The sequence below is a fragment of the Amnibacterium flavum genome (assembly GCF_003097495.1).
In the GTDB taxonomy this organism is placed as follows: Bacteria; Actinomycetota; Actinomycetes; order Actinomycetales; family Microbacteriaceae; genus Naasia; species Naasia flava.
The window spans coordinates 249189-264010 of record NZ_QEOP01000002.1 but is presented as its reverse complement, the minus strand read 5'-3'; the positions used below and the strand labels follow the sequence as shown (position 1 = coordinate 264010).

Annotated in this window: 14 protein-coding genes, 1 other RNA gene and 1 pseudogene; 4 read left to right on the top strand and 12 right to left on the bottom strand. The window is 68.6% G+C overall.

From position 1 onward, the window contains the following. Positions 1-32: 32 nt before the first annotated feature. From DDQ50_RS08865 to DDQ50_RS08850, 4 genes and pseudogenes are all read right to left on the bottom strand, one after another. A complete protein-coding gene (locus DDQ50_RS08865) occupies positions 33-920 on the bottom strand; it encodes a PfkB family carbohydrate kinase (protein ID WP_116756391.1) in 888 nt (295 codons plus the stop codon). A gap of 485 nt (positions 921-1405) precedes the next feature. Next, positions 1406-2185 (bottom strand): HNH endonuclease signature motif containing protein, encoded by a 780-nt coding sequence (locus DDQ50_RS08860; protein WP_116756390.1) that lies wholly within the window; start codon positions 2183-2185, stop codon positions 1406-1408. 22 nt (positions 2186-2207) lie between these two features. After that, positions 2208-2711: pseudogene (locus tag DDQ50_RS17680) on the bottom strand (hypothetical protein); the annotation flags it as partial. A 446-nt stretch (positions 2712-3157) separates the two neighbouring features. Next, positions 3158-3823, bottom strand: coding sequence for a spermidine/putrescine ABC transporter substrate-binding protein (locus DDQ50_RS08850; protein ID WP_116756388.1), 666 nt, complete (start codon positions 3821-3823; stop codon positions 3158-3160). Between the two features lie 130 nt (positions 3824-3953). Here DDQ50_RS08850 and DDQ50_RS08845 point away from each other — a divergent pair, with 130 nt between their 5' ends. After that, positions 3954-4244 (top strand): thioredoxin domain-containing protein, encoded by a 291-nt coding sequence (locus tag DDQ50_RS08845; protein ID WP_116756387.1) that lies wholly within the window; start codon positions 3954-3956, stop codon positions 4242-4244. Positions 4245-4272: 28 nt separating this feature from the next. Here the strand turns inward: DDQ50_RS08845 and DDQ50_RS08840 are convergent, their stop codons facing one another. The 3 genes from DDQ50_RS08840 to ssrA all read right to left on the bottom strand — a co-directional run bounded on the left by DDQ50_RS08840 (position 4273) and on the right by ssrA (position 5802). Continuing rightward, positions 4273-4962 carry an SRPBCC family protein gene (locus tag DDQ50_RS08840; RefSeq protein ID WP_116756386.1) on the bottom strand — a complete coding sequence of 230 codons (690 nt, stop codon included), beginning with the start codon at positions 4960-4962 and terminating at the stop codon, positions 4273-4275. A 38-nt stretch (positions 4963-5000) separates the two neighbouring features. Then, on the bottom strand, positions 5001-5363 hold the full coding sequence (locus DDQ50_RS08835) for a DUF2255 family protein (protein ID WP_116757370.1): 363 nt from the start codon (positions 5361-5363) through the stop codon (positions 5001-5003). A 66-nt stretch (positions 5364-5429) separates the two neighbouring features. Then, positions 5430-5802: a transfer-messenger RNA gene (ssrA, locus tag DDQ50_RS08830) on the bottom strand. A gap of 197 nt (positions 5803-5999) precedes the next feature. Here ssrA and DDQ50_RS08825 point away from each other — a divergent pair. Then, entirely contained in the window at positions 6000-6911 is a 912-nt protein-coding gene (locus DDQ50_RS08825; protein ID WP_116756385.1) for an NAD(P)-dependent oxidoreductase, read from the top strand. A 55-nt stretch (positions 6912-6966) separates the two neighbouring features. On the opposite strand, the gene DDQ50_RS08820 is transcribed toward DDQ50_RS08825, so the two are convergent. After that, positions 6967-7821 carry an HpcH/HpaI aldolase/citrate lyase family protein gene (locus DDQ50_RS08820; protein ID WP_116756384.1) on the bottom strand — a complete coding sequence of 285 codons (855 nt, stop codon included), beginning with the start codon at positions 7819-7821 and terminating at the stop codon, positions 6967-6969. Beyond that, entirely contained in the window at positions 7818-9221 is a 1404-nt protein-coding gene (locus tag DDQ50_RS08815; RefSeq protein WP_116757369.1) for a cation:dicarboxylate symporter family transporter, read from the bottom strand. Before DDQ50_RS08815 ends, DDQ50_RS08820 begins: the two co-directional genes overlap by 4 nt. A gap of 189 nt (positions 9222-9410) precedes the next feature. On the opposite strand from DDQ50_RS08815, the gene DDQ50_RS17055 reads away from it, so the two are divergent. Next, a complete protein-coding gene (locus DDQ50_RS17055; protein ID WP_165829756.1) occupies positions 9411-11021 on the top strand; it encodes a sensor histidine kinase in 1611 nt (536 codons plus the stop codon). Further along, on the top strand, positions 11018-11710 hold the full coding sequence (locus tag DDQ50_RS08790; RefSeq protein WP_116756383.1) for a response regulator: 693 nt from the start codon (positions 11018-11020) through the stop codon (positions 11708-11710). Before DDQ50_RS17055 ends, DDQ50_RS08790 begins: the two co-directional genes overlap by 4 nt. An 11-nt stretch (positions 11711-11721) precedes the next feature. On the opposite strand, the gene smpB is transcribed toward DDQ50_RS08790, so the two are convergent. The 3 genes from smpB to ftsE all read right to left on the bottom strand — a co-directional run bounded on the left by smpB (position 11722) and on the right by ftsE (position 14757). Beyond that, positions 11722-12198 (bottom strand): SsrA-binding protein SmpB, encoded by a 477-nt coding sequence (smpB, locus tag DDQ50_RS08785; protein ID WP_116756382.1) that lies wholly within the window; start codon positions 12196-12198, stop codon positions 11722-11724. A gap of 151 nt (positions 12199-12349) precedes the next feature. Continuing rightward, entirely contained in the window at positions 12350-13267 is a 918-nt protein-coding gene (gene ftsX / locus DDQ50_RS08780; protein WP_116756381.1) for a permease-like cell division protein FtsX, read from the bottom strand. Beyond that, positions 13264-14757 carry a cell division ATP-binding protein FtsE gene (gene ftsE, locus DDQ50_RS08775; protein WP_116756380.1) on the bottom strand — a complete coding sequence of 498 codons (1494 nt, stop codon included), beginning with the start codon at positions 14755-14757 and terminating at the stop codon, positions 13264-13266. The genes ftsX and ftsE overlap by 4 nt, the downstream gene beginning before the upstream one ends. Between the last annotated feature and the right edge of the window lie 65 nt (positions 14758-14822).

Sequence of the window (14822 nt, the reverse complement as noted above, 5' to 3'; positions counted from 1 at the left end):
GTATACCTCGCATGTTGCGAGCCGGCCGAAAGCTACTCGTCGCCTCCCAGCGCGTCGCGCCACGGGAGGTCGGCCCCGGCGCGGGAGACGGTGATGGCGGCGGCGCGGGCGGCGCGGCCTCCGATGAGCTCGACGACCGGGAGGGTCAGCTCGGCTGACGGCCACCGCAGCAGCGAGTCGATGAGCGACGCCATGTAGGTGTCGCCTGCTCCGATGGTGTCGACGACGTCGACGGAGACGGCGGCGACCTCCACTCGGCCGTCGGGGATGGCGAGGACGGCACCGTCGGCGCCTCGGGTGATGACGGCGAGCCGGGGGCCGATGGCGAGGATGCGGTCGAGCACTTCGTCGGCGGATGCGTCGGGGTAGAGCCAGGCGGCGTCCTCGTCGCTGAGCTTCACGGCGGTTGCGAGGGCCGCGGTCTCCTCGAAGGTGGCGACGGCGCCGATCCGGTCTCCGATGAGCGCGGGGCGGATGTTGGGGTCGAAGGTCACCTCGTCTGCGTCGAGTTCGCGGACGTGGGCGCGGACCGTGTCGGCGCCGGGTTGGAGGAAGGCGGCGATGGAGCCGGTGTGGACGATGCGGGGTGCGATGTCGAGGACGGTACGGGAGGGATCCCAGAGGACGTCGAACGTGTAGTCGGCGGAGCCGTCGTCGGCGGAGATCGTGGCGATCGCGCTGGAGGTTCGGTCTGCGGAGTACGACTCGGGAAGGATGACGACGCCCGACTGCTCGAGGTGGACGGCGATCGCGCGGCCGCGCTCGTCGGGGGCGATGGCGGTGAGCAGGGTGACTTCTGCGCCGAATCGGCCGAGGCCGAGTGCGACGTTCGCGGGACTACCGCCAGGGTGCTCTTCGATGCCCCGAGCGCTGACGACGATGTCGACCAGCGCCTCACCGATGACCAGCACGTCCGTCACACTGCACCTCCCAGAAGCAGATCTCCGAGATTACGCCACCCCGCCCTCCCGCCGAACCCGTCGAACCGAAGGCCCCGCGCCCAAAGCGGCCCACCATCGAGCCGTCTAAACGCAATCCGGAGGCAGGGCCTCCCCGCCCGCCCGTTGAGCTCGTCGAAACGCAGCCCGCGAGACGCGCTCCACCTCGCCCGCTCGTTGAGCGCGCCGAAACGCAGACCCGGAGACATACTGCTCTACCCCCGCCCGTTGAGCTCGTCGAAATGCAGGACCCGAGGACTCGATGGCCCCAGGGCGAATGGTGCAGCCCGCCCGTTGAGCGCAGCGAAACGCAGACCCCGAGGAATGCCACCCCGCCCGCCCGTTGAGCCCGTCGAAACGCAGGCCTCAAAGCGGACGGTGCAGCCCGCCCGTTGAGCGCAGCGAAACGCAGACCCCGAGGAATGCCGCCCCGCCCCGCCCGTTGAGCGCAGCGAAACGCAGGGAACTCAGGCAGCGAGCGAGTTCGGGCTGATGCGTCGTGGTGTCCGTCGGGCGTCGACCCAGGCGGGTGGGATCAAGTATCGGGTCCCAGTAGCAGGGTCGGTGTCGAGGTCCCATCCGTCGAGGTCGAACCTTCGATGATGGAACGGACACAACAGGACCCCGTTACGGATATCGGTGGGTCCCCCACTGGCCCAGGGTGTGACGTGCGCGGACTGACACCGTGAGGGCGGTTCATCACAGCCGGGCCAGACGCACCCACCATCCCGAACAGCCATCGCCTGGCGTTGGGTGGGGCTGAAGAGGCGGCGGGCGGTGCCGAGGTCGAGGGGTTGGGAGTTCCCGTCGAGGACGACGGGGATGATCTTCGCATCGCACGCCATCCGCCGTGCCGTCCGGGCACTGATCGGAGCATCAACACCGAACAAGGTCGCGGTCCCGACCCCGGAGAGCAGGGCCTCGAGGGGGATGGTGACGAGGACGGTGGTGTCGACCCCGCTGGTATCCCCGGTATCGGCGCGCAAAGAGTCCCGCATGATCGAGGTCAGCGCGTCCAGACGCCGCTGCCCGATGGTCCGGGTGTCGCGGGTCGCCTCATCACCCCCAGGGGTGTCGGGGTCGGTGAAGGTGACCTTGCGGGGACGCATTCGGGCGTTGAGGGCCGCTTCGGCGACACCGTAGGACTCCGTGTCCCAGTGGATGACGCTGCTGTAGGTCCCGTCCCGGTGGGCGATGACTGAAGTCGGCGCGTGCTCGGGCGGCTTCTTCGCGGGGTTCGATCCCATCGGGGTTGAACCGGTCCGGCAATGCACGGCACAGTTTCGTCAGATCGGTGAGCGGCAGCTCGGCCGCCTGGTCAACCAGGAACCGTTCCAACCCGGCGAGGTCCTCGACAGTGGTGAAGGGTTCGACCTGCCGGAGCGTTGCGAGAATGACGCGGGAGGCGTCAATCCCGAGCGACCCGTCATCAACAGACTCAGCGACGACCGGATGCAACGACGGGAGCGGTTCCCCGGTGAGGGCGGTCCGACGGCTGAGGCGGGTCCCGACCTCGCACCAGTCCCTCGCCCGGGTCGCGTGCACCCTGGTGATCGACGCGATCATCGCGGGAGCGTTCCGCTCCCCCAATCGGGTCGCGAGCGGGGCCTCGAGGGTGCGGTCGGAGCGGCGTTCGATCTCCCCCGCAATGTGGGCGGCGACCGCGTCGGCCAACCGGACGACCTCCCCCACCCGGGCGGCGAGATCGAGGACGGTGGCATCCTTCGCCCCCGCCAACAGCTCCCCCAGCTCGGCGGTGTCAGCCCACGGCATCCCCTCGACGAGCCCCGCGAGCGCACCCACGCGCTCGTTGAGGAGGTCGACGGGGCTGCTCATACCCCTGATTCTGCCGCCAACCACCGACACTGACCGGACCAAATAAGCCCTGATCAACTGTTCATTAGACCACTACTTGAACCAATTTTTCGAACGCAATACGAGCACCCGAACTCAGCCCCGATCGCGCGCACGTTCCGGGCACCGGGGCCGGCCGGAACGTGCGCGCCCGCCCGGAACGCCCCCACCACCGACCCCGGGAACCGGCACAAACCCACCCACCGGAACCGCCGACCACACCCCGGCATCAGTGAAATCCGGCAGACCACCCGGCGGAACTGCCGCGCCCGAATCCCTGCATCGGAGACACGCCCACCCACGAGACCGGACGCTCCGGACAGACGCGCGTGCCGGAACGTGCGTATGCGCCCGGGATATCCGAGTCAGTGGAGGCGGTCGCCTGATCCCGCGTCGGGGGCGTCGAGGCCCATGCCGAGGTCGCTCATGAGCGCTTCGATCTGCGGGGCGACGACCTCGTGGACCGCCGCAGCGATGCGACCCCGATGGTCGACGAGGGCGAGACAGGCGGCCTGCCCGACCTGAGCAGCACGATCGTCGGCGAGCGAGATCTCGTGTCGCAGCCGGGCCTTGGACTCCTCGTCGAGCGGCGGCTTCTGGGCGCTGGGAACGGGCGCCGCTTCGGCTTCCGCGAGTCCGGCGAGGGTGAAGAGATACGGTTCGCCCGGAACCGGTTCGGGGTCGATGCCGAGCCCCTCGAACTCGTGATCGAGCCCTTCCTCGGGGCGGTACGGGCGCGACGCCCGGCGCTCGGCCTCGTTGCGGTCGAGTTCGGCGTCGAGCAGCGGCAGCTCGGATGCGGTGAACGCGGCGACATCGGCGTCGACGATGGCGTGGATCCGACTGACGAGCGCGTGCTGCACCTGGTGCGGAGCATCCCCGAGCCCTGCGGCGGCGATCACCGGCGATCCGAGGCATTTGCGGCACACTCGAGCGCGGGCTCGAGCGAGGCTCGGCGACCAGCGCGGCAACCAGGCGAGCCACGCATCGACGACGGCGCTGACGCGCGACTCGATGCTTGCTCCTGGCATATGGTCAACGGTACCGAGGCAATCCGCGCTGCGCCTGTCTTCGCGGGCACTCCCGCACCCCCAAAGGTGGGAAGAACTGCTCCTCGAATGCGGTTGAGCACTGGGTGAGCACGATGAGAGGACACGGGCGATGCCGGAACTGACGGTCACCCTCTACTCGTCGAGCTTCTGCGGGGCGTGCACGTCGACCCGGCACACGCTCGACCTCGTCGCGTCAGTCCTCAGCACCTCGCCGCTCGACGACCGGATCACCTGGCGCGAGGTCAACGTCGCCGACCGGCCCGACGAGAGCGAGCAGCACAGGATCACGTCGACACCCACCGTCGTCATGACGGGCGGAGATGGCACCGAGGTCATGCGCGCGACCGGTGTGCCGACGTCCGAGCAGGTGCTCGCCGCTATCGCGAAGAACCTCGCCTAGCCGACGCGAAGCTCGCGACGACCGCCGCTCACTCCGGAGCGTCGGATCCGAACAGTCCGTCGAGCCACTGCTGCCACTCGACCTGAAGCTCGTCGGCATCCGCGTCACCGAAGTGGTGGACGGTGAGTCCGACCGGGCCGCCGAACGCGTTGCGGCCGAAGAACCGGTAGAGCGCATCGTCGGTGCGGAGTCCGATGAAGTGGGCATTCGAGTAATCGAGGATCGCGTCGCTCGATACGAGCGGGAGCTCGCCTTCCGCTATCGTGCCGACCACCGCGTCGGGGTCGACGCCGATCGCGGCGCGCACGACCTCGAACGCGTCCTGCGTCATCGACTCGGAGGGACCCTGCACGTCGACGAAAACGGCCTGACGTCCATCGAAATGCTCGAGATACTCGGCGAGGGTGTGCAGGTAGAAGGCGGTGTGGAGTTCGATCCCGGTCGCGTCGGTCGTGCCCGGGGGAAGGACGCCCCGGTGGACCCAGCGCAGGGATGAGCGACCGTCGGCGCTCGCCTCGATGACCTGCTCGAGGTGATTGAACCAGCCATCCGGCCCGTCCATGCGGTTCACGCGGTGCGTGGGAGGCTCCCAGACGATCTCCTCTCCCCCTCCTGCGGGGAAGAGCCACGCGGCCGTATCTGCGGTGACGGCCTGCCAGACGCGGTCGGGCGAGGCCGGGTACTCGCCTTCCTGAACGACTTCGAACTGCTCAGCCATCGGAGTCCTCTCTGCCTGCCGCCGCTGTGTCGCGAGCGCTACTCGACGATGAGCCGGATCGTACTCGCCCGCACGCTCGGGGTGAGGACCGATTGCAACGAACTGCCGTAGCTCGCGTACTTCGCCTCGTAGGCGCGGTCGACGGCGTCGAGCACGGAAGCGTCCGTCTCCTCGACGAGTCTGACCGGGTACCGATCGGAGCCGTCGACGAACACGGCCGCGCCGCCGGCCCGTTGCGCTCTGCGATGCCATTTCGAGGAGGCGCCGAAACCGTTGCGGATGTAGGGCACACCGTCGACGACGACCGACCAGATCGGCGTCACGACCTCTGCGCCGGACTTCAGCGCGGTCGCGATGTGAACGGTGTCCGTCGACTCGAAGTAGGCGATGGGGTCGGGCATGAAACGCTCCTCGGCGGCGGGGTGAACAGCGGAGGTGGGCGACTCAGTCAACGCGATGGTGGCCTGGAGTGGAGATGGGGGGAATTGAACCCCCGTCCATTGCTGTAATCCCGTGCCTTCTACGGGCGTATCTTGCGGAAAGCGTTCTACTCGGCTCCGAAACTTGTCGCAAGCGCCTGAATCGACGAGCCCAGTCTCAGTTCAAGTCCCGCGGTGCCCTGAAACACAACACCGCAGCAAGTTCCCTAATCGACGCCAGACACCGGGACGGGAACACGCCCGGGCTGACGGACTTCATGGCTCTGGCTTAGACAGCGAGAGCGAAGTCGGTGCGCTTGGAATTGGCACCTATGGTTTGCAGAGATCGTTTACGAGATAACCCTGCATCCTCGGCCCGCTTCTCACGGTCATTCAGGCAATGTCGAAACCGATCATCCCCGTACTGGCCTCCGCGACCGTGCGGTGCACGGTTGCTGCGAAGGGGCCACCATCGCGCTGTTGAGTTGTCAAACCGCACCGGAGTGCAGCACCACAGACTACAACCGCGCGGCGGTCGATACCATTCCTGCCACCACACTCACGGCCCCCTCGGCTGCAGATCGAGCGGTTGCGCCCCGGCAGATCGGCAGGTAGCCCATGGATGATCCGACACCGCCTCGGGTAGGCGTCCTCGGCGTCGGGCGGATGGGGCTACCGATCTGTCGTCGGTTGCTCGCATCGGGCTTCGCCGTGTCGGTGCACGACGTCGATACGGAAGCCCGAGCCGGTGCCGCGGCGATCGGCGCAGCTGTCGTCTCCGATGCGGAATCGCTCGCCGCCCGGAGCGACATCCTCGTCTCCGTGCTTCCCGGGGTCGCCGAGATCCGCGCGGCGTTCGTCGGTGACGCGGGCCTGCTGCGACACCTGCCCGAGGGCGCGCTCTGGCTCGACCTGACCAGCGGCGACCCCGTTCTCACGAATGAGCTCAGCGCGATCGCCGCCGAATACGGCGTGCGCACGGCGACCGCCACGATGGGGGGCGGGCCGGCGAACGCCGAGGACGGCACACTCGTCTTCCACCTCGCCGGGGCCGACGACGCCGTCGCCGATGCCCGAGTCCTCCTCGGCCCGCTCGCGTCGCCCGGCGGCGTGCGCCTGGTCGGACCGGTTCCGTCTGACGCCCAGACGGTGAAACTGCTCGCCAACCTGCTCTGGTTCGGGCAGGTGGTCGCCGTTTCAGAGGCCCTCATGCTCGGCGAACGACTCGGCATGGCCCCTGACGCACTCGGCGATGCCCTCGTCGGCAGCGCGGGCGGCAGCCGATTCCTCGACCTGCACCTGGCGCCGCTGCTCGCCGGGGACTACTCGGCCGACTTCGGATTCGACCGGGTGGTCGAGGAGTTGCAGACGGTGAGCCGCATCGCCGACTCGACCTCGACCCCGTTCGAACTCAGCCGTCTCGTGACACGACTGCACGAACAGGCCCTGGAGCACTTCGGTCCGCGAGACTCCGAGACCCTGGTGGCCGCGCTCCTCCGCGAACGCGCCGCCGCCCCGCCCGCCCGTTGAGCGAAGCGAAACGCCCGCCCGCCCCGCCCGTTGAGCGAAGCGAAACGCGAATGTGTCAGCGCCCGTACGCCTCGGCTAGGGCGAGCACCCGGCGAGCCCGCTTCACCGCGGGGAGATAGCTCCCGTCGGCGTCTCCCCGCACGGGCAGCTCGAGCAGCGCACGGGCCACCACGATCTCGTCGTCGGTGGGCGACAGTGCGCGGTGCACCTCGTCCAGGTTCGTCGGATCGAGGACGAGAGCCGCTCGCATGCCCATCGCGCGCCCGTGCCCGACACGAGCCGCAACCTCCGCGACACCGCAGCGGGACGGGCCGTCGATCGGTGCGGGGATCCCGGCCGCCGCGCTGGCGATGACCAGGCGCGAACGCGCATACGCCAGAGCGAGGGGATCCTCGCCGATGCCGGTGTCGCTGCGGAAGTCGCCCACCCCGAACGCGAGACGGAAGGTGCTCGGCTCCGCCGCGATGCCATCCACTCGCAGCAGCGATGCCGCGGTTTCGATCATGGGAACGATCAGGGTGCCGGGCGGAAGGAGCTCGGCCGTTCGCCGCACATCGTCGGGCGATTCGGCCTTCGCCAGCACGACGCCCTGCAGACCCGGCAGACCTGCGATCGCCGTGAGGTCGTCGAACCAGTGCGCTGTGGCGGCGTCGTTGATGCGCACCCACGCCTCCCGGTCGGCGAGGAACTCGGCCACCGCGTCCCGCGCTGTCGTCTTCCGGCCCTCGGCGACGCCGTCCTCGAGGTCGAGGACGAGCGCATCGGCCACGTGATGCTTCTCCGACAGCTCGGTGATGCGGGTCGCGGGGAACAGCAGCCAGGAGCGGCAGAGGTCGGCCGGCGGACGCCCCGGGCCGGACGGCTCGGCCTGGGCTGCACCGAGCGTTGCGGCGCCGGGGCGGACGATCATCGCGCGGTTCCCCGTCCGACCTTCTCACCCTCGACGATCTGACGGATGGCCGCCGTGTCGATCTGACCGTCTGCGGACGGTGACTCGGAGAGAGAATCCGTCGCGTGCGGGTCGCCCTTCGCGAAAGCCGCCTCGTCGAACGGATTGTCGCCGCTGAGAACCGAACGCACCTGCTCCCGATCGATCTGCTTCGTCCAGGTGCCGATGAGCAGTGTGGCGACGGCGTTGCCGGTGAAGTTGGTCACGGCCCGCGCCTCGGACATGAAGCGGTCGATTCCCACGATGACGCCGACGCCGTCGACGAGATCGGGACGGTAGGTCTGCAGACCGGCGGCCAGCGTGGCCAGGCCCGCACCAGCCACACCGGCGGCACCCTTCGAGGCGATCATCATGAACAGCAGTAGACCGATCTGCTCGCCGATCGAAAGCGGAGTGCCCATGGCGCTCGCGATGAACAGCGACGCCATCGTCAGGTAGATGGCGGTGCCGTCGAGGTTGAACGAGTAACCGGTCGGCACCGTGATGCCGACGACCGGTTTCGAGACCCCGGCGTGCTCCATCTTCGCGATCAGGCGGGGCAGGGCTGCCTCGCTCGAGGAGGTTCCGACGATGAGGAGGTACTCGCGACCGAGGTACTTCATCATCGAGAAGATGCTCACCCGGGTGACGGCCCAGAGCAGGCTGCCGAGCACGACGATGATGAACAGCGCGCAGGTGATGTAGAAGCCGATCATCAGCGTCGCGAGGCTGACGAGGGCGCCGGCGCCCGTCTTGCCCACGACCGCGGCGATGGCGCCGAACGCCCCGACGGGTGCGATCCAGAGCACCATCGAGAGGACACGGAAGACGATGGTCTGGAACAGCTTGATGGCATCGATCGCCTTCGTCCCGCGAGCACCCATCGACTGCAGCGCGAAGCCGACGAGAAGCGCCACGAACAGGACCTGGAGAACGCTCTCCCCGGTCAACGGCGAGAGCAGGGTCGTCGGGATGATGCCGAGCAGGAAGTCGGTGGTGGTCTTCGGCTCGCCTTCGATCTCGTACGTCGAGCCCGAGATGTCCAGTCCGGCCCCGGGGTGCAGGATGTTGCCGACGACGAGCCCGATGCCGAGGGCGAAGGTCGACATGACGATGAAGTAGCCGAGCGCGAGGCCGCCGATCTTGCCGACGGTGGCCGCCTTGGCGATCGAGCCGACCCCGATCACGATGGTGCAGAAGATCACCGGCGCGATCATCATGCGGATGAGAGCGACGAAACCGTCACCGAGCGGTTTGAGCGCGACGCCCGTCTCGGGTGCGGCGAGGCCCACTATCGCTCCGGCGATTACCGCGACGATCACAGACAGGTAGAGGAAATGGTTGCGGTCGATGCGCCGCCTGGTCGTCAGCTTCGTTGCCATCAGAACATCCGATCCGACCGGCACAGCGTTGTGGCCGATCACAAGTGGGAGAAGATCGGTACAGCCTGCTCGCGGGCTCCGCACGGCCGGGGGTTGTGTTCATATTGGTCGGCACCCCGCCGCACGCCAGCTGTTTTACTGGCCTCGGGCCGATTACCCGCCACAGACGCCAGGCACGAGGAGGTGCGCATGCCAGCTCGACGACGCCCGTGGAGCCTCGCGGCCCGCGTCTTCGGTCTGCAGCTCGCGGCGACGCTGATCATCGGCGCGGCCCTGCTCGCCGCTCTCATCGTCGACGGGCGACAGCGTGCCGAGGATTCGGCAGCCGAGCGCAGCCTGGCGGTGAGCAGAACCGTCGCGGCCGATCCGGCAGTGCAGGAGGCGTTGCTCGGGGATGACCCGACGGCAGCGCTCGAGCCGTATGCGCTCGATCTGGTGGCGACCACCCGGGTGGACTTCGTGACCATCATGTCGCCCGACGGCGTCCGCTTCACCCACCCCGATCGGTCGCTCATCGGCAAACGGTTCCTGGGCACGATCACGGCCGCCCAACGGGGCGAGACGATCACCGAGACGTTCACCGGAAGCCTTGGTCCATCACTGCGGGCGGTCGTTCCGATCGACGTCGACGGTCGTCTGGTCGGCATCGTGTCGGCCGGGGTGACGACGGAGAACGTCGCGGAGATCCTGGCCCCGCGGGTGCCGTTCCTCATCGCCCTCACCGCTCTGACGGTTGCGGTCAACGGCGCCGTCGCCCTCCTTCTCCTCCGCTCGCTCCGCCGGTCGGCGGGTTCCCTCGGACCGCAGCAGATGCGGCGCATGGTCGACTTCTACGAGTCGGTGCTGCAATCGATCCGCGAGGGCGTCGTGCTCACCGATCGAGACCGTCGGGTGGTGCTCTACAACGATGAGGCCGCTGATCTGCTCGGCCTGCCGCCGGCGCCGGACTCCCTCGAACCGCGCGAGCCGACCGCGCTCGGCATCGATGCGCGGCTCGCCGAAGTGCTCGGAAGCGGTCGCCGAGTGGTCGAGGAGAGCTTCGTCGCGGGCGACCGCGTGCTGCTGGTCAATCAAGAGCCCACCACGACGATCGGACGGGCCTCGGCGGGCGACCGGACAGCGGCGATCATGACGTTGCGCGACCAGAGCATGCTCGAGCAGCTCTCCGGCGAGCTGCAGTCGGTGCGCACGATGACCGGCGCGCTCCGGTCGCAGGCCCACGAGTACTCGAACACCCTGCACACGATCGTCTCGCTGCTCGAACTCGGTCGGGTGGATGAGGCGATCGCACTCGTCACCGAGGCGTCGCAGAGCAGCCAGGTCCTGACCGATGCGGTACTGGGGCAGGTGTCGGACCCGGTCTTGGCAGCACTGCTGGTGGGCAAGTCCGCTCAGGCCAGCGAGCGCGGCGTCGCCATGTCGGTCGCGGCGGAACCGGGGGTCGCTCTTCCTCTGACCGCTCAGGCGGTGGTGTCCGTCGTCGGCAACCTTCTCGATAACGCGATCGAAGCAGCACTGCGCGGCGAGGCCGACCGATCAGTGCATTTCGGCCTGCGCGATGATGGCGGCCGGGTGGCGCTCACGGTCTCGGATAGTGGTCCGGGACGTGGCGTCAGCGACCAGGCCGACTGGTTCGAGCGGGGCGCGACGACCAAAGCCGGAGAACCGGGGGCTCATGGGATCGGGCTGGCGGTGGTGGCCACCCTCTTGTCCGACCGCGGCGCGACAGTGGCGCTCGACGACACCGGCCCGACGACGGTCACGGTCACGTTCCCGGCGGGCGCAGGGGGCATCCGATGATCCGCGTACTGGTCGTCGAGGATGATCAGCTCACCGCGCAGGCGCACGCTGCGTACGTCGAGAGGCTGGACGGATTCGAGGTGGGCGGTGTGGCCCGCACGGCGCGAGAGGCCCGCGCCCTGCTCGACCAGAGACCGACGCCGGTGGAACTGGTACTGCTCGACCTGACCCTGCCCGACGCGAGCGGACTCGATCTTGCGCGCTACATCCGGGCCTCGGGGATCGACGTCGACATCATCGCCGTTACGGCCGTCCGGCAGATCGACACGGTGCAGACGGCGATGTCGTTCGGGGCGATGCACTACCTGATCAAACCGTTCGCCTTCGCCTCGTTCCGCGACAAGCTCACGCAGTACGCCGCGTACCGGGCTCAGCGCGGCGCGGCAGGAAGTGTCGCGACGCAGAGCGAGGTCGACGAACTACTCGCCGCCTTCCGCAGCCCCGCGGCACGGTCCGCTCTACCGAAGGGCCTGTCCGCGCCCACTCTTGATGCGGTGTCCGCGCACATCCGCGCCGCGTCCGCGCCCGCCTCGGCAGCCGAGGTGGGGGACGCCCTTCTCATGTCGCGCGTCACCGCGCGCCGCTACCTCGAGCATCTCGCTGATAACGGCGTCGTCGAGAGGCAGCCACGTTACGGCTCCCCCGGCCGTCCGGAAGTCGCCTACCGCAGCACCGGCACCGCGCACTGAGGGCAGGTGGCCTAGTCGCCGAGATTGCGCCGAGTCGAGATGGCGCGCTGTGCCTCGCGGGTGTCCTGGCGCTCTCGCAGAGCCTGACGCTTGTCGTATTCGCGCTTGCCCTTCGCGACCGCGATCTCGACCTTGGCCTTGCCCTCGTTGAAGTAGATCTGAAGGGGCACGAGCGTATAGCCGCCGTCTTTGATGCGGTGGCTGATCTTCAGGATCTGCTCCTTGTGGAGCAGCAGCTTGCGCTTGCGCCTTGTCGCGTGGTTCGTCCACGACCCGGAACCCCACTCGGGGATGTAGACGGCGTCGAGCCAGGCTTCGCCTCCGTCGATGAAGGCGTAACCGTCGACGAGTGAAGCGCGCCCCTCGCGGAGCGACTTGACCTCGGTGCCGGACAGCACGAGACCCGCCTCGTAGGTGTCCTCGATCGAGTAATCGTGGCGCGCCTTGCGGTTGGTGGCGACGACCTTGCGTCCCGTCTCCTTGGGCATGACAACACCTCCTCCTCGACCGGCGCGCATCTCGCGCCGTGCTGATACCGCCTCGATGGGCAGCCGTCGAGTCTACCGCGTCCTCACCTCACGCGGTGCCGAACGCGAGCCGAAGTTCCGGCCCGCCCGAGTTCCGACCTGCGCCGGGCGATCAGACTCGGAGATGTCGCCGGATCGACAGCTGCGCCGACACGGCGGCGAGGAGGACGCCGAGGAGGATCAGGCAGGGCACCACGAGCAGCGCGTCGGAGAGCGTCACATAGGAGAAGCTCAGAGCCTGCCCCTGAGCGAGATAGCCCTGCACGAAGAACTGCACGATCGCGACGACCACGGCGCTCGCGAGCAGCGATCCGATCAAGGACGCCAGGGCCCCCTCGATCACGAACGGTGTCTGGATGAACCGGTTCGACGCCCCGACGAGCCGCATGATGCCGAGTTCGCGACGACGCGAGTAGGCCGACAACCGGATGGTGGTCGAGATCAGCAGGCTCGCGGCCACCAGCATGATCGCCGCCACACTGATCGCGGTGATGCTCGCGGTGTTGAGCACCGCGAAGATCTGGTCGAGGAGCCGCCGCTGATCGGCCACGCTCTCGACACCGGGCAGGGTCGTGAGACTCTCCTGGATCACGTCGGCCTGCGACGGGTCCTTGAGGTTGATCCAGTACGCCTCATTGAGCAGGTCGGGCGTGACGTAGTCGACGACCGCGTTGCCCGCGAACTGCTCCTTGAAGTTCGCGAAGGCGTCGTCCTGCGACTCGAAGTAGTACTTGTCGATCAGCGGGGCGAGGGTCGACGAGTCGAGCTGATCCTTGACCGCCTGCACCTGCTCGGGCGTCGCCGCGCCGGCCGCACAGGTCTCGCTGCCGACCGTGCCGTTGCAGAGGTAGACGGCGACCTGCGCCTTGTCGTACCAGAAGCTCTTCATCTGAGTGATCTGCAACTGGAGGAGACCCGCCGCGCCGACGAAGGTGAGTGAGATGAAGGTGACGAGGATCACCGAGACGACCATCGACAGGTTGCGACGGAGGCCCTGACCGACCTCGCCCCAGATGAGTGCGAATCTCATTCGGTGGGTCCAACTTCCTGTGATCCCGTGGATTCGGGGGCGGCACCGTGGTTGCGCAGTCCGAGCCGGACGGCGAGAGCGAGAGGGTCGTCGTCGCGTACGCCGGGATCGGCTGCGGGCCGGGAGGCCGGGGGCACCGCGGCGTGCGCGCCCGTGCGACCGGTGGTGGAGGGCGCGGTCTCGCCTGCGCGCGCGGGAGCCGTCGGCGCCGCGGCTGCGGGGCGGCGCCTCAAGAAGGCCAGAGGGTCGTCGTCGGCGTTCGACGGCGTCGACGGAGCAGCGGCCGGAGCAGGAGTCGAAGCCGCCGCGATCGGAGCGGGGGCCGGCTCGGGCGACGGCGCGGCCATGGGCAGGGTCACGCCGAAGGGCGCCGAGGTGGTCGTCGGCTCCGCCGCCGTACGGACCTCGGGCTCGGCGGGGGCTGCCTGGGCCGTCTGCACCGGGTGGGCTGCGGTCTGCGCGGGAGCCTCAGCCGGAGCCGTCCGCTCGGCGGGCTGGGCCGCAGGCGCGGACGCGGCCGGAGCGGCGGCCGGCCTGACCGGCTGGACCGGCCCGGTGGGGAGGTACTGCTCGTAATCGCCCTGCACGGGGATCACGCCCGTCATGGTCGGCACGGCGCCCGGATAGGCGATGGGGACCGAGGCGGTGACGGGGTGCAGAGGCTCGGGAGCGGAGGTCTCGACCACGGTTCGCGGACTGGTGGGCAGCTCGATCTGGCCGACCTCTTCGGCTACGGCCGCAGCGAAGGCCGCCGCGCCCGTCACAGCCGGCGCAGGAGTCGCGCCGGGGATGGTGGGCAGCGAGATGGAGGTCGTGTACCCGCCCTCGACCTCGTCGCGGATGATGTTGCCGCCGGTGAGCTCGATGACGCGGCGCTTCATCGTGTCGACGATGCCGACGTCGTGGGTCGCCATGACGACCGTGGTGCCACCGGCGTTGATCAGCTCGAGGACCTGCATGATCCCGGCGCTCGTCGTCGGGTCGAGGTTTCCGGTCGGCTCGTCGGCCAGCAGGATGGCCGGCTTGTTGACCACGGCGCGCGCGATCGCGACACGCTGCTGCTCGCCGCCCGACAGCTCATGCGGGAGCCGTTCGGCCTTGCCGTCGAGCCCGACCATCTTCAGCACGTCGGGCACGGCCTCCTGGATGAAGCCGCGGGACTTGCCGATGACCTGGAGCGTGAACGCCACGTTCTGGTAGACGGTGCGACCGGGGAGCAGACGGAAGTCCTGGAAGACGACACCGAGCGAGCGCCGGAAATACGGGATCTTGCGACTCGAGATGCTGCTGAGGCGCTGCCCCAGCACGTGGATCTCGCCCGAGGTGGGCTTCTCCTCCTTCAGCACGAGGCGGAGGAAGCTCGACTTGCCGCTGCCGGAGGCGCCGACGAGGAACACGAACTCGCCGGCTTTGATCTCGACATCCACCCCGTTGAGCGCGGGCTTGGAGTTGCCGGAGTACAGCTTGGTCACGCGATCGAAACGAATCATGGCGACTCGAGGTTATGCACGAGTTCGCGAGGACCGGCGCGCGACACCCGGAGTCGAACGTTACT